This window comes from Thermomonospora cellulosilytica, from assembly GCF_014138835.1.
GTDB classification, from domain to species: Bacteria; Actinomycetota; Actinomycetes; order Streptosporangiales; family Streptosporangiaceae; genus Thermomonospora; species Thermomonospora amylolytica.
Genome location: NZ_JACJII010000001.1, coordinates 1,042,356 through 1,063,376, shown reverse-complemented (window position 1 = coordinate 1,063,376; position 21,021 = coordinate 1,042,356). Strand labels below are relative to the sequence as shown.

The following is a 21,021-nucleotide window of genomic DNA, read 5'->3' as shown; positions in this document are numbered from 1 at the left end:
CCTCCGGTCACCGGATGCGGCGGCGGGACGAGTTCACGTTGACCGTCCGGCGCGGCGTCCGCGCCGGACGGCCTCATGTCGTCGTTCACCTGCTGCGCCGGGATGACACAGCTCACGGCCACTCCGACCCGCGCCCCGCGGCGAACGTCCGGGCGGCGGCCGCGGCTGCGCACCGGCCGGACGGCGACCTCCCCCGGGCCGGCTTCATCGTCGGCCGCAACGTCGGCAACGCCGTCGTCCGCAACAAGGTCCGCCGCCGGCTCCGGCACCTGGTCGCCCGGCATCTGGACCGGTTGCCTCCGGGTAGCCTGCTTGTGGTACGCGCCAACCCGGCCGCGGCGTCGGCGCGTTACGACGAACTGGCCACGGATCTCGAGTCGGCGCTGGACCGGCTGCTGCGGCGACGGGCCTAGGGGGTCGCTGGCGGACATGACGATCGACACGCGGGTGTCTCCGGCCGCCTGCCTCCTCATCCTCCTCGTTCGCGGCTACCGGCGGTTCCTCAGCCCCCTGCTCGGGAACCAGTGCCGCTTCCAGCCCACCTGCAGCGCGTACTCCCTGGAGGCCCTGCACACGCACGGGGCCCTGCGGGGGAGCTGGCTGACGGTGCGCCGGATCGGCCGCTGCCACCCGTTCCACCGGGGCGGGTACGACCCGGTGCCGCCGGCGAAGCACAACGAGACGTCAGGCCGCACGCCGAGCGGCCCCCCGATCGGAGAGCCCAAGGAGCTGCCCGGTGCTTGATTGGCTGTACGAACTCGTCGCCCAGCTCATCATCTGGATCCACAGCGGACTGAGCACTGTCGTCGACCCCGACAGCGGCTGGGCGTGGGGCGGCTCCATCATCCTGCTGACGGTGTGCCTGCGGCTGCTGATGGTGCCGCTGTTCGTCAAGCAGATCCACGCCTCCCGCAAGATGCAGGAGCTCAACCCCCAGGTCCAGGCGCTGCGCAAGAAGTACAAGAACGACCGGCAGCGCCTCAACCAGGAGGTCATGAAGCTCTACCAGGAGCACGGCGCCAACCCGCTGTCGGGCTGTCTGCCGCTGCTGGTGCAGATGCCGGTGTTCATCGGGCTCTTCCAGGTCCTCAACGGCATCTCCAACGCCAAGGAGGGCGAGTCCAAGTTCGGGATGTCGGCGGAGCTGATCCGCAGCGCCCAGCACGCCGACATCCTCGGTGCGGCCATCCCGGACACGTTCCTGAAGGCCGTGGGCGCCGACCCGATCGGCTGGAGCGCGGTCGTGGTCACCGGGATCGCCGTGGCGATCAGCTCCACCACCACGTTCTTCACCATGCGCGCCAGCATGAAGCGGCAGCCGGTGATGGACTCCGACAACCCGATGTTCGCCGCCCAGAAGATCATGGTGGTGCTGGCCCCGGTGTTCGGCCTGTTCGGCCTGGGCTTCCCGCTGGGCGTGCTGATGTACTGGGTGACCTCCAACACCTGGACGCTGGCCCAGCAGCACTACATCTACTCCAAGTACCCGCCGATCAACGCGACGGCGAACGGCGACGGCAAGGGCGCCGCCCCGGCCAGGGGCGCCGGAAAGGGCTCCGGTGCCGCGGCCGCCCCGGCCAAGGGGAAGATCAGGAAGGACGCCGCCGCGCAGCCCGAGCCGGAGCGCCCGAAGGTCGTCCGGCAGCAGCCGTCCCGCAAGCCGCGCAGCAAGCGCAGCGGATCCTCCAAGCGCTAGATTCGACGACAGGGGACGCCGTGTTCCCTGCCCGCCGTGTTCCGCAGCGCCGCCCGCCTCGTCGGCGGGTAGCCGAGCAACCCGTCGACAAGGAGAACCCGTGAGCCAGACCGACGCCACCGAGGTCGACGTCCAGGCGCTCGAGCAGGAGGGCGAGATCGCCGCCGACTACATCGAGGGCCTGCTCGACATCGGGGACTTCGACGGCGACATCGACATGGACGTCGAGGGCGAGCGCGCCCTCGTCGCGGTCGTCGGCGCCTCCCTGGACGAACTCGTCGGCAAGCGCGGCGAGGTTCTGGAGGCCCTGCAGGAGCTCACCCGCCTGGCCGTGCACCGCAAGACCGGCAACCGCTCCCGGCTGATGCTCGACATCGGCGGCTACCGCGAACGCCGCCGCGCCGAGCTCACCAAGATCGGCGAGGACGTGGCGGCCGAGGTCAGGCGGACCGGCGAGCCCAAGCCGCTGGCCCCCATGACCCCCTTCGAACGCAAGATCGTCCACGACGCCGTGGCCGCCGCCGGCCTCCGCAGCGAATCCGAGGGCGAGGAGCCCGAGCGCTACGTCGTCGTCTATCCCTCCTGACGACCGCCGCCTCTCACCTCCCGAACGCCGGGCACCCCCACGGGCGCCCGGCGTTCGGCATTTCCCCACAACTCCCCCACCGGCCCGCCCGTCCACCGGCCGACTCCTGACGTACGGCCAGGCCCGTCTCCGTAGGCCGACCTCGCCTGGCCGTATCCGACAATTCGCGACAGCCGCGCCGGAGAGCTGCAGTCACCGAACCCGGTGGCCATGTGCAGCGATGGGCTCGTTCACGACCAGTCGGTCGATCCGGCGGTGAACGATCCGTGCGCCGTCACGGCCACCGGAGCGTCGAAGGGAAGAAGCCGGTGGGGTGGCCTTGCACGGGGAGGGGCCGGCGCGATGGAAGCCGGCGCGCGCCACGCGGACATCGTGTGACCCCTTTGACGGCGCGGCCTAGGGTCTGTCGTCAGAGTGCCCCTGGTGGTGCGGCCGGTTGGGCGAAGACCGGCCGTTCGGTGCGTCCGGCATCGGTTCAACGAGGCGATCGGCATGTACGGGTTGGCGTGTGCCACGCGGACGTCGTACGGCCACTGTGACGACATGCCCTAGGCCGTGTCCGGTGGATCTCGATGTTGGCGTCGGGTGGGCCATCCGCTGGGAGTCCAGGGGCGGCTTTCGGACGGCCTCAGCCCGCTGCAGCCGCCCGTGAAGTGCCCGCCTGATCCGCCGGACACGTCCTAGATCGTTGATGGGGGTTGTTGGGGCTGAGGTTCAGTGGTCGTAGGCGGTCAGTGATCGCTTGACCGGTGCGTCGATCAGCCAGTTGTGCCAGATTGCGGCGTTGAGCGCGCAGATGCGCTGGCACAGACGTGTCCATAGCCCTTCGGTGGTGCGGGCCTGGTGGCGTTCCAGTCCGAGCTGGTTCTTCAACGTCCAGATCACCGCCTCGATCCGCTGGCGCAGCCAGGCCGGGAACATCGCCGTCTGAGAACGGGGCTCGTCGGCGCGGACGGGGCGGATCAGCACATGGCCCAGATCGGCGGCGGCCTTCTCCACCCCGGCCCCGGCAAAGCCCTTGTCGCACACGATCGGGCACGGCCCGGGCGCGGGCGGGGCAACCTGCAGCAGATGCACCGCCTGCACCCGCTCGTCCAGCTCCTTGGGGTGGGCCAGGCTGAAGGCGCACACCGCGCCCTCGGCGGTGGTGATCAGCATCAGCTTGGCGCCCCAGTAGAAGGCGTGGTGCGAGGTGTCCATGCCATAGCCGGCGATCTCGCCCAGCCCCGAGCGGTGCACGGTGGTGCGCGAGGCGCCGCAGCGCACCGGGGTGCCGTCCATCAACCGCAGCCGCTCATGCCAGGACGGAACCCGGCGCACCAGCCACATCGACGCGGCCAGCAGGGCCGGGGCCGCATCACGCAGGTGCCGGTTGTACTCGGACTGGCCCGGCAGCCGCGGGAACAGGTGCCCGATCCTGCCCGGCGCCGTCCGCAGCCACCGGCGCTCGGAATCGCACCCCAGCAGCACCTGCGCCACGGCGACGCAGACCAGCTCGGCATCGGTCAGCAGCCGCTCGGGACCGCGTCTGCGCCGGCGGGCGGCCGATGGCAGGACATGGTCGTCCAGATGGACGTAGAGTGCGGTCAGAAGGGCGTCCAGGTTTGTCTTCACACACTGATCATGGGCGCCCTTCGCCGTGTCCACCACCGGTTCAGCAAACCCCATCAACGATCTAGGGGAGCAGTGGCCGGGGAGCCCCGGTTTCACACGGGTGCGGGCGGTGTGGGACGTGATCCTCCACCCGGAGGGGAGGTGCTGCTCTTCGTTCTGGCCGGTTCGCGGTGGCGGCGGTTCAGGGGCGGCGCCGGGAGGGGGATGCGTGGCTGCGGTTGTGCCCGCGGAGTGCTTCGGAGGTTCCTCGATGGGGAGCGGTGGACAGGTGTTCCCTGGCCGTCCGGCGTGCGGGCGGGCGGATGACGTTCCACGTGAAACATCGGGTGCCGACCGGCCGGCGGACGGTGGGAAACACCTGTACCGAGAGGGCTGTGCCGTGTAGATGGTCGGGGAATCCATGGCCGTCCGGGCGGACCCGGCGGAGCCGGGAGGTCACCGGCACGCCGGCGGGTCAGAGGGGTTCGCGGCGGATGCGGCTGTGGCCCTCCTCGATATGGCGGCCGGGCTGCGGCGGGTCGGCGGGTCGCCGGGTGCTCTCGGTGCTCTGGCGCACGGTGTGCGGAGCCGGTTCCGAGGACGGGGAGACGGGGCGTTCCACGATGGTGCGCTCGACCACGGGGGCCTCCGCGGTGGCCGGTTCGTGGACCGGGCGGGTGTGGGCGCTCTCCTCGGGGTGCACCACGTACAGGGGCTCCTCGTCGGCGATCTCGGCGACGGCGGCGCTGCGGCGCGGCCTGGTGTAGGCGAAGGTGAAGATCATGCTGGCGACGCCGACCAGGATGAGGATCCAGCCGACCATCTGGATGTTGACGCCGCTGAGGTCGATCTTCAGGGCGAACGCGAGGATCGCCCCGATGGCTATGAACGAGAGGCTTGCTCCGAATCCCATGCGCCGTTCCTTCCGGGGGGTTGGGACGGAGGGGATCTCCCCGTCCCGGTAGGGCGTTCTCGCCTGTGGTGCTACCCGGTGGACGGCGAATATGCGTGACCGCAGGATCGGTTGTCCACAGCGGTCGGCCTGTGTGCACGCCCGGTGCTGTTTATGGAACGATTCGTACGGTGGGGAATCCAAGCTCGGCACCGGATGCGGCGCGGGAGGTCTTCGGCGACACGCTGCCGCTGGCCGAACGTTATGCGGAGTTTCTCGCCGATGCGGGAGTCGTGCGCGGTCTGATCGGCCCCCGGGAGGCCGACCGGCTGTGGGAGCGGCACCTGATCAACTGCGCGGTGGTGTCCGAGGCGGTGCCGGAGCGGGCGACCGTGCTCGACATCGGTTCCGGCGCCGGGCTGCCCGGGCTGGTGCTCGCCATCGTCCGGCCCGACCTGTCCGTCACGCTGCTGGAGCCGCTGCTGCGCCGGACCACGTTCCTGACCGAGGCCGTCGCGATGCTGAACCTGGCGAACGTCGAGGTGCGCCGCGCCCGGGCCGAGGAGGTGGTGGGGGACTACCAGGCCGACATCGTCACCGCCCGTGCGGTCGCTCCGCTGGACCGGCTGGCCGGCTGGGCGCTCCCGCTGCTGCGCCCCGGCGGGGAGCTGCTCGCATTGAAGGGCGAACGCGCCGGTCAGGAGCTTGCCGAGGCCCGCCCGGTGCTCAAGCGCTTCGGCGTTCGCACGGCCGAACTGCTCCGGCTGGGGCAGGGTAAGGTCGAGCCGCCGACGACGATTGTTCGCGTGGTCGCCGAACGGACGCCTCCGCGCCGCGCGAAAGGGTCGAGGAAGAGGTCTTCATGACGACGGCACCAGGACTGGGCTGGCCCGACCAGGCCGGTGACCCCGCCCAGCACGACCCCGAGGGCCTGGGTTGGCCGGCGCAGCAGGATCACCCGAAGGCCCGTCCCGCCGTCCCTCCCGCCGTCTTCTCCGCAGCCGCCCCGTCCGGCACCACGACCACGTCGCCTCCCGGCACTCCCCTGGCCGCAGCCGTCTTCACCCCTCCGTCGTCCGGAACCTCCCCAAGCTCCCCCATCGCGCCGCCCACCCCCTACCCCGCAGCCGCCCGACCGGACGCCCCGGCCGACGCCCGCCCTCCCCTGGCAACGCCTTCCACCACGTCATCGCCGCGGGAACCGGCCGCCCCAAGCCCCACCCCCTCGTCTCCTGCAGAGCACCGGCCTGACCACGTTCGCTCCTCCGCACCACTCCCACGAGCCACGTCGTCGCCGACACCAGCCGATACGAGGTCTTCCACCCCCTCGCCCACGCAGGCCGACACAACGGACCTCGCCGCCCCGTCTTCCACGAACGAACGACCGTACGCATCGTCCCTCCCCTCGCCCGTCCAACCGGATGACCCTCGTTCGCAGGGAGTGACCGACACGGCCCCTGCCCCCTCGCCCTCGGCGGCCGGTCAATCGAATGTGGCGTCCATCCCTTCGCCTGCCCGGCCAGGGGATCCTCGTTCTCAGGAACCGATCGACACAGACTCCGCCGTCTCGTCTTCGGCGTCCGGTCGATCGGATGCGCCCTCTACCCCCTTGCCTGCACGGCCGGGTGGTGCTGGTTCTCAGGGACCGATCGACACAGTCCCTGTCGCCTTGCCTTCGGGGGCCGGTCGATCGGATGCGTCGTCCACTCCTTCGGCCCCCTGGCCGGGAGATCCTGCTCCTCAGGGGCGGACCGACACAGATTCCGCCGTCTTGTCTTCGGGGGCCGGTCGATCGGATGTGTCGTCCATCGCCCCGCCCGCCTGGTCGGATGATGCGCGTTCGGCCCGAACGACGTCCTCCCTGGAAGCGGCTGACCAGGATGCAGCCGCTTCCCGTCGCACACAGGTCGGCCCACCGGATCGGCCTGCCGCCCCGTTCTCCGTGGGGGACCGGTCGGACGAGCCGATCGTCCTTTCACCAGCTCGGCCGGATGATGTTCGTTCGGCTCGAACGACCCCAGTGGCGTCGTGGGCGGACACAGGCTCGACTGCCTCTGATCCCGGGCAGGGCGGTGGACAGGAGCGGCCCTCCGTCCAGCCTCCTGAGGCGGGCCGGCCGGATGCGGTGCGTGTCCCTTCACCTTTGTCGCCGGGATCATCCGGCACGAGCGCGGCCGTTTATCACGCCATGGGGGAACGGGCGACAGCGACCGATCCGGCACACCGCCAGCCGACTCCCGCGCAGGGCCCCGCGCGTGTGCAGGGCCTCCAGGGAGTAGGCGCTGCAGGTGGGCTGGTTCCCGAGCAGGGGGCTGAGGCACCTCCGCAGGTCGGCGCGGCGGTTCCGTCCTCTGGGCTGCCCGATGGAGGGGGCCGACAGGACGCCCCGCAGAGCGCTTCGCCTGGTAACGGCGGGTTCTCCCGAACGATGCCGCCCGCCAAGCCGTCGTTCACGGGATCGATTGCCTCACATGGTGGCGGCGTGATCCCGCTGGCCGCCCCGGTGATGCCGGAGGCGAACTCCTCAGGAGGAACGCCTGCCGTTCGAGGTGATGTCGGCCCGCACGGGATGATGGCCCCACCGGTCCTCGGTAGCACCGGGAGCACGGGTGACCCGTCCGGCACGTCGACCGGCGGGATGAGCGGCTCCCCGGCGTCACCGCCGGCGCCTGGTTCGGAATCGAACGGCGGAAGCCTCTCCGGGCGACCCTCCGATCGCGGGGAGTCGCCTGTCGTACCCGGTGGCGTCGGTGCCTTCGGTTCATCGGGATCGGGACCGGCGGAGCGGAAAGGCTCGCCGGTCACCCGTTCTCGGACGGCACCGGGCGCGGCGGCGGGTGGTGCCGGAGGCGAGGGAGGCATCTCCCCACAGAGGCCGGTTTCGTCGCCACCGCCCGTCGTGTCCGGTGGGGTGGGGGCGGCGGTTCCCTTCGCCGGTGCGGGGGGTGGGCGGCCGGTGGACGGCGCGGTCGGGCGGATGCCGGTGGGCGGGTCCGGTACGGTTCCCACCGGAACGAGTGGTACGTCGGATGGTGGGTCGGGCCCTATGACGGATGGTTCATCGACGAATGCGGTGCCTGGCGGGTCTGCTGACGCGCCGGAGGGGACGACGAAGCCGGTCCGGCCGGAGTCCCAGGCCGGGCCGGGGAGTGAGAGCACGTCCGGTACGGCGAAGCGGAACGGGCCGCCGTCCGGGCATGCGGCGTGGGGCGCCACCTCGGGAACGGCGGCGACCGGTTATGTGCCGACCAGCGGAGGGGGCGCCGGGGGTCCCCGGCCTGCGGCCGGTCGGGCATCCATCCAGGGGGAGTCGGAGTTGGTGCGCGAAGCGCTGCAGAAAGCCACTGTTTCACGGGAAACATCGCCGCCCGCCCCGGCGAACGAGGCCGCCCGGAGGGCCGGGACGGCGGGAGCCGCCCTGCAGTCCATGTCCGGAAAGAAGGAGTGGCCCAAGCCTCCGGCCTGCCGGGTGATCACCATCGCCAACCAGAAGGGCGGCGTCGGCAAGACCACCACCTCGGTCAATCTGGCGGCCTCGCTGGCCATGCACGGACTGAAGGTGCTGGTGGTCGACCTCGACCCCCAGGGCAACGCGTCCACCGCGCTGGGGGTCGACCACCACGCCGACATCCCGTCCATCTACGAGGTGTTGATCGAGGATCGGCCGCTGGCCGAGATCGTCGTGCCGGCTCCGGAGCTTCCCAACCTCTACTGCGCGCCCGCGACCCTCAACCTGGCGGGGGCGGAGATCGAACTGGTCTCCAAGGTGGCTCGGGAGTCCCGGCTGCGCCGGGCGCTGGACCGCTATGACAAGGAGCAGTTCGACTATGTGCTGATCGACTGCCCGCCCTCGCTGGGGCTGCTGACGGTGAACGCGCTCGTCGGTGCGGAGGAACTACTGATCCCGATCCAGTGCGAGTACTACGCGCTGGAGGGGCTCGGGCAGCTGCTCCGTACCGTCGATCTGGTGAAGTCGCACCTCAACCCGCAGCTCGAGGTCTCCACCATCCTGCTGACCATGTACGATGCCCGAACCCGGCTGGCCGCTCAGGTCGCCGACGAGGTCCGCGGGCACTTCGGCGACATCGTGCTCAGGACGGTGATCCCCCGTAGCGTGCGGGTGTCGGAGGCGCCGAGCTACGGGCAGTCGGTGATGACCTACGATCCGGGTTCCAGTGGCGCGCTCGCCTACAGCGAGGCCGCGTCCGAGATGGCCCACCGTGGCGCGGGAGGGGCCTGATGACGACCAACGACAGCGTTGCGCCAGGTGAGGTGACGAGGTGACACAGCAGCGGCGCGGTCTGGGCAGGGGGCTGGGCGCCCTCATCCCCACGGGGCCCGCCCCGGGGGCCGGTGGCATGAACGGCCGGGACGGCGCGGCGGCCCCGGAGCTGGAGCCGGTGGCCGGAGCGCACTTCGCCGAACTGCCGCTGGACTCGATCACTCCGAACCCTCGGCAGCCGCGCCAGCACTTCGACGAGGAGGCTCTGCAGGAGCTGGCCGAGTCCATCAGGATCGTCGGCCTGCTCCAGCCGGTGGTGGTGCGCCGGACCACTCCCGACCGGTACGAACTGATCATGGGAGAACGCCGCTGGCGCGCCTCCCAGGAGGCCGGGATGGAGACCATCCCGGCGATCATCCGGGACACCTCCGACGACGATCTGCTCCGTGACGCCCTCATGGAGAACCTCCACCGCCAGCAGCTCAACCCGCTGGAGGAGGCGGCCGCGTACCAGCAGCTGCTGGAGGACTTCGGCGCCACCCACGAGCAGCTGGCCGCCCGGATCGGCCGGTCCCGTCCGCACATCACCAACACCCTGCGCCTGCTGAACCTGCCGCCCGCGGTCCAGCGCCGCGTCGCCGCCGGAGTCCTCACCGCCGGCCATGCCCGCGCCCTGCTCTCCCTGGACAGCGCCGAAGCCCAGGAGGCCCTCGCCCAGCGCATCGTCGCCGAGGGTCTCTCGGTCCGCGCCGTCGAGGAGATCATCCAGATGCGGGACATCGAGGACCCGCCCAAGGCACCGCGCAAGGGCCGCAAGAAGCCCGTCGCCCCCGCCCTCCGGGAACTGGCCGAACGCCTCTCCGACCGCTACGAGACCAAGGTCCGCGTCGACCTCGGCCGCACCAAGGGCAAGATCGTCGTGGAGTTCGCCACCCTCGAGGACCTCGACCGCATCATCAAGGCCATGGCACCCGACGAACCCGGCCTCCAGGAACCCGACCTCTGACCCACCCCTTCCCCACGCCCCGGAGCCCTTGCCTCCGGGGCGTTTCCATTCGTCCGGGCACCCTCCAGCCGCTTCTCCCCATCTCCCGAATCCCCCGCCTGCACCCGCCAGCCCGACACGTTGGTCAACACGGTGAACGCGCCGCTGTATGAGGACCGGTACGACGATCCGCAGCGGCCGGGTTCCGAGCCACTGCACTCCATCCGGGACTACGGGTGGCACATGGCAGAGTTCGTGTCGGTCGGCCCCTGGGAACCGGGATCTCCCGGCCAGGGGGCCGAAGGAGTGGACGACGCATCCGATCGACCAGCCCCCGAAGGCAAGGCGACAGGGACTGTGTCGATCGGTCCCTGAGAACCAGCATCATCTGGGCCGTGCAGGCAAGGAGGTGCAGAGGGCGCATCCGATCGACCGGCCGCCGAAGACGAATACGGCGCGACGCTGAGCACCGGATGCCCGCGGGCGGCCGGCACCACGCCGACGACCCCGGCCAGGTGCCACTGCCACTGCCCGGTCAGGCCCACAGCAGTACGGCGAGGGGTATGCGCCCGTTCCACCGCCACCCGGCTCGTACGGCTCAGGACCGGGGGACGACGGTGGCCGTGCCGGTGGGATACGGCCACCGAGTCTCCGGTGGAGTCGAAGTTGCCTTGCAGCAGTCCGGGAAGCTGCGCACAGGCTGCTGAATGCGATCACCGCTCGGAGTCCGAGCCGTACTGCGGTATCCGACGGATCAGGGCCGGAGGCGGATCCGAGCTCTGTGACCGCCTGAGAGATCAGGGGTCACCGGAGAGGTCAGAGCGCCATCGGGGCGTCAGAGAGATGTTTCACGAGAAACATCAGGGGTGCTGATCGCGCGTCCGGTGTCTTGGTGCTGACTGTGGTGGGTGAGGGGACGCCGGGCAAGAGGGGCCAGTGGAGGCGGCGGGGATGTTTCACGGGAAACAACGGGTGCGGATCAGGTCTGCGAGGGTGGGGCCCAGGTCCAGGGCGGCGGCGTGGAGAGCACGGGGGAAGAGGCTGGTCTCGGTCATCCCGGGGGCCACGTTCACTTCGAGGAAGTGGACCTGACCGGTGGGGTCGACGATCAGGTCGGTGCGGGAGAGGTCGCGGAGACCGAGAGCGCGGTGGGCGGTGAGGGCCGCCTCGGCGGCCTGGCGGGCGGACTCCTCGGGGATGCGGGCTGGAGTGACGAACTCGGTGTCGCCGGCGTCATAGCGAGCGGTGTAGTCGTAGAGGCCCCCGGCGGGGACGATCTCCACGGGAGGGAGGGCGACGGGCGTGCCATTGCGCTCTATGACGCTGACGGCGATCTCGATGCCCGGGACGTAGCGCTCGATCAGGGCGGTGTCGCCGTAGGCGAAGCAGCCGACCATGGCGGTGGGGAGTTCGGAGGGCTCATGGACGGCGGAGATGCCCAGGGCGGAGCCGCCACGGGCCGGTTTGACGAAGAGAGGGAGACCCAGCCGGCGCACCACGCTGTCCAGCAGGGCGGCGGCGCCGAGGTCATGGAAGACCTCCTTGGGCAGGGTCACCGAGTCGGGGGTGGCCAGCCCGGCGGCGCGGACGATCGACTTGGCGGTGGGCTTGTCCCAGGCGATGCGGCAGGCATGCGGCTCGGCGCCGACATACGGGATACCGAGCAGATCGAGAACATCGCGGATGGCGCCGTCCTCGCCCATCGCCCCATGCAGCACGGGGAACACGGCGTCCGGGGGAGAGGCCTGCAGGGCGGGCAGCAGAGCCGCATCCACATCGCGGATCTCCACATCGAGATCCAGGGCGCGCAACGCGTCGGCGACCCGACGACCCGAGCGCAGCGACACCTCACGCTCGTACGACAGCCCACCGGCGAGAACGATCACATGACCGAGTTCGGGCTCACCGTTCCCCGCCGCAGCGAACCGCCGCTGTTGGATGCCCATGCCCTTCGCTCGCCTTCCACAGAAACCACTGAATCCCGCCCCAGCCGAGCCCGCCCGCACCGACCGCCGTGGACACCACACTCACCTGGCCCTCGATGGTACGAGGGATCATCTCCACCGCTCCCGCCAGTCCCCGCCGAAACCACGGCTTCCCTCCCCGGCACATCCCCGCGGCGCTGCGGACCGCCCCGCACACCCCGCTGCCGCTGTTCGCCGGTCCGGCCGCGGGCCAGGATCTACGAGGTGATGGCGCTGGAGGGGGTGCACGGCTCCCCCGAGGACGTCATCGTCACGGTCGGCTCCCAGCAGGCCCTCGACCTGCTCACCCGGATCTTCGTCGACCTCGGTGACGTGGTGCTCGCCGAGGCGCCGTCGGTGCAGAAACGACCGCCCTGGCCGCAGCCCGCGTCCGCCGCCGGGGCGATCCGTCCGGTGCCGGTCGTTCCGCAGCAGTCCCCGCATCCACCGGCGTCCTCATCCTGAGGACCGGTGAACCGGCGTCCCCACCTTGAGGACCGATGCCTGCCCCTCCATTGAGCCCTTGCGGAGATCACGAGACCCTCACCGCAAGCCACCTCGCGCCGGTTGCTGCGGACCGCCCCGTGCACTCCGCCGCCGCTGTTCACCGGTCCGGCCGCAGGCCAGGCGCCGTTGGTACAGAACTGGCCGCCCCGGTCGCGGCCGCACCCGCCGCCGGGGCGACCCGTTCGGTGCCGGTCGTTCCGCAGCAGTCCCCGCATCCGCCGGCGTCCTCACCCTGAGGATCGGTGCCCGCCCCTCTGCTGAGCCCTTGCGAAGATCTGCCTTGCCGCAAGCCACCTGGCATCGGCTGCTGCGGACACCACTGCGAGGCTGATCTCCGCTTTTCCCGCGACCTCCTGCGAATGTCAGAGAGGTCGCGGGAGCCTTCTCCTCTTACGCGCCGGCGGCCGCTGCACTCGCAGGAGCTTTGCCGACATGCGGGCCGATCCCCGCAGGCCCGCCGGCCACCAGCCGAGGACCACCGAACACCTGCCCGCGCCGGCCTGCGCTTGCGGCTGCCGGAGCGCCACATTCGTGTAGGCGGCCTCGCTGGTACGAGGGGCATGCCACCGTTCCTGCCAGTCATCCGCAGACGGAGTGTCCGGTGCGGCGCACCCGTTGGCATCAAGATCCGCCGGACATGGCCCAGGGCTGTCTGACAGCTCTCGAAGGTCGGGCCCGGAGCGTCCGGGCTGGGCTGAGCAGCGCTGAGTCGACCGTGGACGCTAAGGGCTCGGCAACCGTCCACCACGGCACGGCTGCCGCGGATTGCCGGGCACGACCTGACGCTGACCGTGGTGTCGGTGTCTTCGGGGCAGGGCTGAGCAGCGTCGAGTTGACTGCGGCGGCTGGCGGCTGGCGGCTTGGTGACCGCGTCCATCACGGCACGGCTGCCGCGGACTGTCGGGCACGACCTGGCGCTGGCTGTGGGGTCGGTGTCTTCGGGGGCGGGACTGAGCAGCGCTGAGTCGACCGTGGCCGCTGGGGCTCGTCCCCGGCACGGCTGCCGTGGATTATCGGGCACGACCTGGGGCCGGCTGTGGGGTCGGTGTCCTGGTGGTCGTGGGTGTGTTCGTCGGTCGGCGGTGGGGCTGCCGGGTCGTTCAGGCGGTGTCGGGGCCCGGGGTGTCCATGCCGGTGCGTTCGGGGGCGTGGGCGGTGCCGAAGGTGTCCCGTAGGTCGATCTCGCGTTCGACCACGGCGGCCAGCCGGCGGATGCCCTCGCGGATGCGGTCCGGTTCGGGGAAGCAGAAGGACAGGCGCATGTTCCGGCGGCCCTGGCCGTCGGCGTAGAAGCCGGTGCCGGGCACGTAGGCGACCCGTTCGGCGATCGCCCGCGGCGCCATCGCCTTGGCGTTCAGGCCCTCGGGCAGTGTCACCCACACGAAGAAACCGCCGGCCGGACGGGTCCAGGTGGTGCCCTCCGGCATCAGCGCCTCCAGCGACTCCAGCATCGCGTCGCGGCGCTCGCGGTACATCTCCCGGAACGACTTGATCTGCTGCTTCCACGGCTGGGTGGTCAGGTACTCGCGTACCGCGAACTGGGAGAAGCTGGAGTGGCTGAGGATCGCCGACTCGGCCGCCAGCACCAGTTTGGCGCGCACCGCGTGCGGGGCCAGCGCCCAGCCGACCCGGAAGCCGGGGGCGAACGTCTTGGAGAACGAGCCCAGATAGATCACATGGTCGGGGTCGTCGGCGCGCAGCGCCCGCATCGGCTCGCCGTCGAAGCCCAGCAGCCCGTACGGGTTGTCCTCGATCACCAGCACCCCGTACGAGGCGCAGATCTCCAGGATCTCGGCGCGGCGGGAGGCGGGCAGGGTGACGCCGCCGGGATTCTGGAACGTGGGGATCGTGTAGAGGAACTTGACCCGCCGCCCCTCCCGGCCCAGCCGGTCCAGCGTCTCGCGCAGCGCCTGCGGGATCAGCCCCTCGTCGTCCATCGCCACGTGCACCACGTCCGCCTGGTACATGGCGAACGTGCCGAGCGCCCCCACGTACGACGGCGCCTCGGCGAGCACCACGTCACCGGGGTCGACGAAGATCCGGGTGAGCAGGTCGAGGGCCTGCTGGGAGCCGACCGTGACGATGACGTCCTCGGGGGAGCCGTGCACCCCCTCCAGCGCCATCACCTCACAGATCCTGGCCCGCAGCTCCGGGTCGCCCTGCGCGGAGGCGTACTGCAGCGCCTGGGCGCCGCGCCGCTGGGTCAGCTCGCCCAGCATCTCCCCGACGATGTCCAGCGGCAGCGCGGCCACGTACGGCATCCCGCCGGCCAGCGAGACCACCTCGGGCCGGTTGGCCACGGCGAACAGGGCGCGGATCTCCGAAGGCACCATCCCGGCGGCCCGGGCGGCATAGCGGTCGGCGTAGGGATCTGTTCGCGTGTGCTGGTGCACGGATACCTCCGGAGCCGGGAGCCACAAGGCAAACTACGTCATGGTCGGATGCGGTCTGGTGCTGGGCCGGGTCAACGACACGCCCGGTGCGGCCATGTTTCCTTGACGCTCCGGCCGACGCCGGTCGCTCGACGCCCTTGTCAGATACGATGCCTCAGGGACCCCGGGGGTTGTCCTGACAACGCCCGAACGGGTCCCGCGGTCGGGGGATGCGGCGAGCGCTCCCTGCCGTCATCGGCTCAGGCAGCCCGTGGACGGGCGCGGGAACAAGCACCAGGGGGTGCCGATCTGGTGTCGCGTCGTCTCGTCAGCATCACGCTCGACAACCTGGACGATCTGCCGCTCCGGTGCCGCAGGTGCGTGTTCTGGGAGCTGGACCCGGTCAACGGGGAACGCGCCGTCGAGGCCGGCGACCCCGCCCTGGAGAAGGAGGCGTGGATCTCCTCCACGCTGCTGGAGTGGGGCAGCTGCGGCAAGATCGTCTATGTCGACGGAGTGCCCGCCGGTTTCGTGCTGTACGCCCCGCCGCTGTACGTGCCCCGTTCGGTGGCCTTCCCCACCAGCCCGGTCAGCGCCGACGCCGTCCTGCTGATGACCGCCCACGTGGTCCCGGAGTTCGCCGGCGGCGGTCTGGGCCGGATGCTCGTCCAGGGGGTCGCCAAGGACCTGGTCCGCCGCGGCGTCAAGGCCATCGAGGCGTTCGGCGACCTCAAGGGGGAGGAGGGCGGCTGCATGGTCCCCGCCGACTACCTGCTGTCGGTCGGCTTCAAGACCATCCGCCCCCACCACCGCTTTCCCCGCCTGCGGCTGGAGCTCAAGTCCGCCCTCTCCTGGCGCGAGGACGTGGAGGTCGCCCTGGAACGCCTCCTCGGCTCCATGACCCCCGAAGGCGCCCTCCGCCCCGTCTGACCACAGAGCACGACCAGGACCCTCTGGCAAGACGGCAACGGCCACCCGCCTTCCGGCAGTCTGCCCGGGCGACGAACGCGGAGACGAACACAGACGGGGAACGACGAACACGGACGGCCCGCACAAGGCCATCGTCGACTCGGTCGGGTGCGTTCCTCTGGCTGATCGCCTGCGTGCACGGCACCGGCTTCTACGCTGACGGCCAGGGGTGCCGGAACATGCGCCTGTCCTTCTGCTTCCCCCGAACCGGATTGCATCCGCCGCCCGGTCGGCGTGGTCGAACGCGAGATCGCCCTGCGGGACACCTTCGGCACCGCCCACGCCTCCGAGCGCACCGGCATGGGCACTCCGTCTCCGGCCACCGCTTGGGCGTGTCGTCAGCCGGTGGCCCAGTGGCTGATCGTGTGCGGATGTCGGCTGTTTGTGCGTTCACCCGGGAGCAGGCACGCGTCGGCGGAACGCAGGGACTTGCGGAGCCACCGTGACAACGCGGCTTGAGCCAGCAAGAGCCTCCCCAGCGCGGCGAGTGCTTTGGTGGCGTTCATCCGGGAGCCGGGCGCGCGTCGGTAGAGCGCAGGGGTTGCGGGCTACCGTGATGGCGCAGCCTGGGGCGGGAAGAGCCATTCCAGCGCGGCGAGGCTTTTGTGGAGGTACTCGTCGTGGCCGGTTTCGATTCCGTACGCCAGGTCGGTGAAGACCGTGCACCTGGCGTAGAAGGTCGCACGGGCCCTCAACGCCTGCCTGTCGGGGGCTTCGGCGCGGTAGCCGGCCAGCGCCCTGTCGAGCGCGTGAGGGCCGAGGTCGCGGTACAGCAGCCCGAAGTCGTACGCCGGGTCGACGATCGCGGCGTCGCTCCAGTCGATGACGCCCGTCACCGTCCCCGTCGCCGGGTCGACCAGGACATGCTCGATCCCCAGGTCGTTGTGGGAGAACACCAGGTCGTACCCGTCCGTCGGAGGAGGTGCGGCCAGGAACTCCGCCACGGCCGGGCGGTGGGTCTGGGGCACCCGGTCGCCGACGGCGGCATATGCCTCCGCCGCCTCACGCAGCCACAGATCCTTGGGGTAGTCGTCGACCTCCACCAGCCCGGTGGCCTCGTCGTGCCGAACGGCGTGCAGCGCGGTGAGCAGTTCGCCGAGCACCGCACCGACGGAGCCGCTCCGTTCGGACCGTTCCCGCAGGGGGAGGTCGATCAGCGGCACGCCCGGGAGCTTGAAATAGGCCAGGCAGCCCTCATGCGCGACCGTGAAGCACGGCTCGGGAACGGGCAGCGGCGCCAGGCCCGCCACGGCCGTCAGCAGACGGGCCTCGCCCTCCACTCGCCCGGCTCGTTCCTCCGCGTCGGAGTCCTTGCCGAAACGTACGATCAGCTCGCCGTTGACCTCGTAGGCGACGTTGTCCTCGCCCTCACCGAGCAGCGTCACCGACCTGACCTCATAGCCGTGCAGGTACGCGGCCACGAGCTCGCGGACATCCTCACTCCGGCGACCCATGCCCAGACCCTACGACGTGCTGATCACCGGGCGCACCGGCATGGTCCCCACCGCACCCGGACCTCGGCGTCCGGAGGACGTTCCAGACGGCGCCCCGGGGATCTCCACGCCGGGTGCACGGTCTTCACCGACATGGCGTACGGAATCGAAACCGGCCGCGACGAGTACCTCCACAAAGCCTCGCCGTGCTGGAAGGGCTCTTCCCGCCTCAAGCCGCGTCGTCACGGTGGTCCGCAAGCCCCTGTGTCCTGCCAGCGTGCCCGGCTTCCGGGTGAGCGCCATCAAAGTACTCGCCGTGCTGGGGTGGCTCTCCCGGCTCAGGCCGCGTTGTCACGGTGGCCCCGCAAGTCCCTGCGCTCTGCCGACGCGCGCCCGCTCCCGGGTGAACTCATCAAACGGCCGGCATCCGCACACGATCAGCCGCTGGGCCATCGGCTGACGACACGTTCAGGCGGTGGCCGGAGGTGGGGTGTTCATGCGGTGGCCGCGCGCGCTCGTTCGCTGTCCGGACGGTTGGTGCTGGAACTGTGGCGGACGGGTCGGGGCCGGGTGTGAGGGAGGCGACACAGGGGGTGGGTAAGTGTTCGCTTTTGGGACGGGAGAATGCTGGGGGCGGTCGGTCAGGTGGTGGCGAGTGTTGGAGGGGCGATGGCTCGGAGGGCTGGGAGCGCCTGGGTCGCGGGGATCGGCGTCGTCGTGCTCGCGCTGGCCGGGTGCGGAGCGGAGAGTACGGGCTCGGCGCCTCGGGCGGGGGGAACGCTGCAGGTCGTCGGGGCCGAGGACGTGGAGCATCTGGATCCGGCCAGTGCCGGCGGGGTGCACGCGTACGGGCTGAACCGGGTGTTCGCGCGGACGTTGCTCGCGACCGGCGCGTCCAACAACTTCGACGAGACGGTGCCCGTCCAGGCGGACGTGGCCGAGCGGGTGCCGACCAAGGAGAACGGCGGGATCAGCAAGGACGGGAAGACGTACACCGTCCGGCTGCGCAGGGACGTTCAGTGGGACACCCGGCCGGCGCGGGCGGTCGTCGCCGAGGACTTCGTGCGCGGGTTCGAGCGGCTGTGCAACCCGGCCGCGCCGTCGCCGTACCGGGAGTACTACATCGCGACCGTCAAGGGGATGGCGGAGTTCTGCGACGGCTATCAGGAGGTGCCGGACGACGACGCGGAGGCGATGGCCGCGTACCAGAAGGAGCACTCGATCGCCGGGGTGAAGGCCGACGGGGACCGCACGCTGGTGTTCACGTTGATCCGCCCGGCCACCGACTTCCTCAACATGCTGGCGCTGCCGTCCGCCGCCGCGGCTCCCGAGGAGTACGACGAGTACGTGCCGGACGGCCCCGAGTTCCGGCGGAACACCATCTCGAACGGGCCGTACCGGATCGCCTCGTACCAGCCCGGCCGTTCCTACGTCCTGGAGCACAACCCGGCATGGCGGGCCGCCTCGGACCCGCTGCGGGAACGGCACGTCGACCGGATCCGGATCACGTTCGGGGTGAACGACCCCGAGGAGGTGCAGCGGCAGATCGAGCGGGGGACCGCCGACCTGTCCTGGGACCAGCCGGTGCCGGTGGCGGCGATCGGACGGCTGCGCGGGACGGACGGCTTCACGTTCCGGCAGGTCCCGGGGATCGCGCCGTACCTGGTGATGGACGGCCGGAACGGGCCGACCGCGGACCGGCGGGTCCGGCAGGCCGTGCAGTACGCGGTGGACCGGACCGCGGTGATCCGGGCGTTCGGCGGCCCGGAGGCGGCCCGCCCGCTGCACACGCTGATCGCGCCCGGCAACACCGGGTACTTCGAGCACATCGCCTACCCGTCGCCCGGTGACGCCGGTGATCCGGCCCGTTGCCAGGACCTGCTCGGCAAGGCCGGCCATGAGGACGGGCTGGAGCTGACCCTGGCCGCCCACGGCCACGAGGACGTCGCCGAGGCCGTCAAGGAGAGCGTGGCGGACTGCGGCATCAAGATCGAGCTGCGCGACGAGGACGCGGACGCCGACCTCGCCCTGGTGACCCCGCGACCCGACTGGTTCGGCAACAACGGCCGTTCCGCGCTGGCCCCGCTCCTGGAGGACCACCCCGACCTGTACGTGCGGCACATGCTCAAGGAGTCCCTGAACGCCCCCGCCCTCGACCGCGCCACCGGCCTGTGGAACCAGCTCGACCGCCTGGCCATGCAGAACGCCTCCATCGTCCCGCTGGTCGACCGCGCCGTCCCGATCCAGCACTCCGCCCGCGTCCGCGGCGCCCGCTTCCTGCCCCCCGCCCAGACGTACGACTACACCCGCCTCTGGCTGACCCAGCACTGACCCCGTCTCCTCCGGGCGGCCCCGAGGAGACGGGGCGGGGAGTTCCCACGGGCGGCCCGCAATACTCTGGCTCGGTGAGAGGCACGGAGTTGCGGGCGGTGGTGCGGGGGCGGGACTTCCGGTGGCTCTATGCGACGCGGGTGGTGTCGCAGTGCACCGATGGGCTGTTCCAGGTGGCGCTGGCCGGCTACATCCTGTTCTCGCCGGAACGGCAGGCGTCGGCGGGGAAGGTGGCGGCGGCGTTCGCGGTGGTGCTGCTGCCGTACTCGGTGCTGGGGCCGTTCGTCGGGGTGTTCCTCGACCGGTGGTCGCGGCGGCAGGTCCTGGTGTGGGCGCCGGTGCTGCGCTCCGGGCTGGTCGTGGGAACGGCGGGGCTGCTGCTGGCCGGGCACGACGGGGTGGGGTTCTTCCTCGCCGTGCTGGTGGTGATGGGGGTCAACCGGTTCTTCCTGTCGGCGCTGTCGGCGGCGCTGCCCCACGTGGTGGAACGGGAACTGCTGGTCACCGCGAACGCGTTCGCGGTGACGTCGGGGACGGTGGCCGCGTTCGCGGGCGGCGGGCTGGGCTATCTGCTGCGGCTGGCGTTCGGGGGCGGGCAGGCCGGCACGGCGGGGATCCTGCTGTCGGCGGCCGGGCTGTATCTGCTGGCCGGGCTGGTCGCGACGACGCTGGGGCGGGAACGGCTCGGCCCCGACCTGGACACCGCGCCGCCGCAGACGCGGGAGGCCCTGGGCAACGTGCTGCGCGGGCTCGGGGACGGGGCCCGGTACATCGGGCGGACCCGGAAGGTCGCCCTGGCGCTGGGGGCGATCGCGTTCCACCGGTTCTGGTACGGGGTCACGCTGATCATGACCCTGCTGTTGTACCGCTACCTGTTCAGCGACGACGTGGACGAGGGGCTGAACCGGGCCGCCGGGGTCCTGGCGGTGTCGGGGATCGGATACTTCCTGGCCGCCGTGCTCACCCCGCTGGTGGTCCCCCGGATCGGCAAGGACGCCTGGATCGCCGGTCTGCTCGGGTCGGCCGCGGTGGCGTTGGCGGTCTTCGGGCTGCCGTTCGCGAACGTGCCCTGGATGGTGCTGGCGTTCCTGCTCGGGGTGGTCTCCCAGGGGGTGAAGCTCAGCGTCGACGCGATCCTCCAGGAGACGGTGCCGGACGCCTACCTGGGCCGGGTCTTCGCCGTGTACGACATGCTGTTCAACGCCATGTTCGTGGGCGCCGCCGCCCTGGCCGCCGTGTCCGTGCCGCCCAACGGCCGTTCCCACCTGATGCTGTTCATCGTCATCGCCGCCTACGCCATCGGCGCCACGGCCTACTGGACATCCGCCATACGCCGCCCCGCCCCCACCGCCTAGACCGGTCGTCACAGTGGCCGCACGGCGTCCACGACGCACGCGCCCACGTCCGCCCGGCCTCTGCTCGACCGGCCGACACCACCGGGGCACTGTGACGACAGGCTCTGGGCCAGGTC

At 71.1% G+C, this 21,021-nt stretch carries 16 protein-coding genes and 1 pseudogene; 11 read left to right on the top strand and 6 right to left on the bottom strand.

Annotated features, from left to right (window positions below; all coding sequences use genetic code 11):
* The first annotated feature begins 14 nt into the window (after positions 1-14).
* The 4 genes from rnpA (at position 15) to HNR21_RS05110 (ending at position 2,282) form a co-directional block, all read left to right on the top strand.
* Complete coding sequence (gene rnpA, locus HNR21_RS05125; protein ID WP_246441963.1) at positions 15-413, top strand: ribonuclease P protein component; 399 nt, start codon at positions 15-17, stop codon at positions 411-413.
* A gap of 16 nt (positions 414-429) precedes the next feature.
* Entirely contained in the window at positions 430-744 is a 315-nt protein-coding gene (yidD, locus tag HNR21_RS05120) for a membrane protein insertion efficiency factor YidD (RefSeq protein ID WP_182704271.1), read from the top strand.
* Positions 737-1,696 (top strand): membrane protein insertase YidC, encoded by a 960-nt coding sequence (gene yidC, locus HNR21_RS05115; RefSeq protein WP_182704270.1) that lies wholly within the window; start codon positions 737-739, stop codon positions 1,694-1,696. The genes yidD and yidC overlap by 8 nt, the downstream gene beginning before the upstream one ends.
* 100 nt (positions 1,697-1,796) lie before the next feature.
* Entirely contained in the window at positions 1,797-2,282 is a 486-nt protein-coding gene (locus HNR21_RS05110) for a Jag family protein (protein ID WP_182704269.1), read from the top strand.
* A gap of 714 nt (positions 2,283-2,996) precedes the next feature.
* On the opposite strand, the gene HNR21_RS05105 is transcribed toward HNR21_RS05110, so the two are convergent.
* Together HNR21_RS05105 and HNR21_RS05100 are read right to left on the bottom strand one after the other, a co-directional pair.
* Positions 2,997-3,896 carry a transposase gene (locus HNR21_RS05105; RefSeq protein ID WP_182703785.1) on the bottom strand — a complete coding sequence of 300 codons (900 nt, stop codon included), beginning with the start codon at positions 3,894-3,896 and terminating at the stop codon, positions 2,997-2,999.
* Positions 3,897-4,350: 454 nt separating this feature from the next.
* Positions 4,351-4,788 carry a DUF6458 family protein gene (locus tag HNR21_RS05100; RefSeq protein WP_182704268.1) on the bottom strand — a complete coding sequence of 146 codons (438 nt, stop codon included), beginning with the start codon at positions 4,786-4,788 and terminating at the stop codon, positions 4,351-4,353.
* Between the two features lie 170 nt (positions 4,789-4,958).
* Between HNR21_RS05100 and rsmG the strand changes: the two genes are divergently transcribed.
* Positions 4,959-5,633 (top strand): 16S rRNA (guanine(527)-N(7))-methyltransferase RsmG, encoded by a 675-nt coding sequence (gene rsmG / locus HNR21_RS05095; protein ID WP_119731500.1) that lies wholly within the window; start codon positions 4,959-4,961, stop codon positions 5,631-5,633.
* 1,289 nt (positions 5,634-6,922) lie between these two features.
* Here rsmG and HNR21_RS35880 read toward each other — a convergent pair.
* Complete coding sequence (locus HNR21_RS35880) at positions 6,923-7,096, bottom strand: membrane protein insertion efficiency factor YidD (protein ID WP_512700800.1); 174 nt, start codon at positions 7,094-7,096, stop codon at positions 6,923-6,925.
* Positions 7,097-8,086: 990 nt separating this feature from the next.
* Between HNR21_RS35880 and HNR21_RS05085 the strand changes: the two genes are divergently transcribed.
* Both HNR21_RS05085 and HNR21_RS05080 read left to right on the top strand, forming a co-directional pair.
* Positions 8,087-9,007 carry a ParA family protein gene (locus tag HNR21_RS05085; protein ID WP_376766574.1) on the top strand — a complete coding sequence of 307 codons (921 nt, stop codon included), beginning with the start codon at positions 8,087-8,089 and terminating at the stop codon, positions 9,005-9,007.
* 40 nt (positions 9,008-9,047) lie between these two features.
* Positions 9,048-9,995: a ParB/RepB/Spo0J family partition protein gene (locus HNR21_RS05080; RefSeq protein ID WP_182704266.1), complete on the top strand. Its 948-nt coding sequence runs from the start codon at positions 9,048-9,050 to the stop codon at positions 9,993-9,995.
* A gap of 935 nt (positions 9,996-10,930) precedes the next feature.
* On the opposite strand, the gene HNR21_RS05075 is transcribed toward HNR21_RS05080, so the two are convergent.
* Positions 10,931-11,920, bottom strand: coding sequence for a D-alanine--D-alanine ligase family protein (locus tag HNR21_RS05075; RefSeq protein WP_182704265.1), 990 nt, complete (start codon positions 11,918-11,920; stop codon positions 10,931-10,933).
* Between the two features lie 225 nt (positions 11,921-12,145).
* Between HNR21_RS05075 and HNR21_RS35875 the strand changes: the two are divergent.
* Positions 12,146-12,295: pseudogene (locus HNR21_RS35875) on the top strand (PLP-dependent aminotransferase family protein); the annotation flags it as partial.
* 1,250 nt (positions 12,296-13,545) lie between these two features.
* Here the strand turns inward: HNR21_RS35875 and HNR21_RS05065 are convergent.
* The gene (locus HNR21_RS05065) at positions 13,546-14,778 is read right to left on the bottom strand and encodes an aminotransferase-like domain-containing protein (RefSeq protein WP_182708483.1); all 1,233 of its coding nucleotides are present in this window, start codon (positions 14,776-14,778) and stop codon (positions 13,546-13,548) included.
* A 351-nt stretch (positions 14,779-15,129) separates the two neighbouring features.
* On the opposite strand from HNR21_RS05065, the gene HNR21_RS05060 reads away from it, so the two are divergent.
* Positions 15,130-15,747, top strand: coding sequence for a GNAT family N-acetyltransferase (locus HNR21_RS05060; protein WP_119731495.1), 618 nt, complete (start codon positions 15,130-15,132; stop codon positions 15,745-15,747).
* Positions 15,748-16,334: 587 nt separating this feature from the next.
* Here HNR21_RS05060 and HNR21_RS05055 read toward each other — a convergent pair.
* A complete protein-coding gene (locus HNR21_RS05055; RefSeq protein ID WP_182704264.1) occupies positions 16,335-17,240 on the bottom strand; it encodes a phosphotransferase family protein in 906 nt (301 codons plus the stop codon).
* 648 nt (positions 17,241-17,888) lie between these two features.
* Here HNR21_RS05055 and HNR21_RS05050 point away from each other — a divergent pair.
* Together HNR21_RS05050 and HNR21_RS05045 are read left to right on the top strand one after the other, a co-directional pair.
* Entirely contained in the window at positions 17,889-19,550 is a 1,662-nt protein-coding gene (locus HNR21_RS05050; protein WP_182704263.1) for an ABC transporter substrate-binding protein, read from the top strand.
* Positions 19,551-19,624: 74 nt separating this feature from the next.
* Positions 19,625-20,905, top strand: a complete 1,281-nt coding sequence (locus HNR21_RS05045) for an MFS transporter (RefSeq protein WP_182704262.1) — start codon at positions 19,625-19,627, stop codon at positions 20,903-20,905.
* The last annotated feature ends 116 nt before the right edge of the window (positions 20,906-21,021 follow it).

Coding starts and splice junctions, on each gene's coding strand:
- HNR21_RS05065 (WP_182708483.1), bottom strand. CDS start 14,778: ATGGTGCCTTCGGAGATCCGCGCCCTGTTCGCCGTGGCCAACCGGCCC.
- HNR21_RS05055 (WP_182704264.1), bottom strand. CDS start 17,240: ATGGGTCGCCGGAGTGAGGATGTCCGCGAGCTCGTGGCCGCGTACCTG.
- HNR21_RS05075 (WP_182704265.1), bottom strand. CDS start 11,920: ATGGGCATCCAACAGCGGCGGTTCGCTGCGGCGGGGAACGGTGAGCCC.
- HNR21_RS05050 (WP_182704263.1), top strand. CDS start 17,889: ATGGCTCGGAGGGCTGGGAGCGCCTGGGTCGCGGGGATCGGCGTCGTC.
- rnpA (WP_246441963.1), top strand. CDS start 15: ATGCGGCGGCGGGACGAGTTCACGTTGACCGTCCGGCGCGGCGTCCGC.
- yidD (WP_182704271.1), top strand. CDS start 430: ATGACGATCGACACGCGGGTGTCTCCGGCCGCCTGCCTCCTCATCCTC.
- HNR21_RS05100 (WP_182704268.1), bottom strand. CDS start 4,788: ATGGGATTCGGAGCAAGCCTCTCGTTCATAGCCATCGGGGCGATCCTC.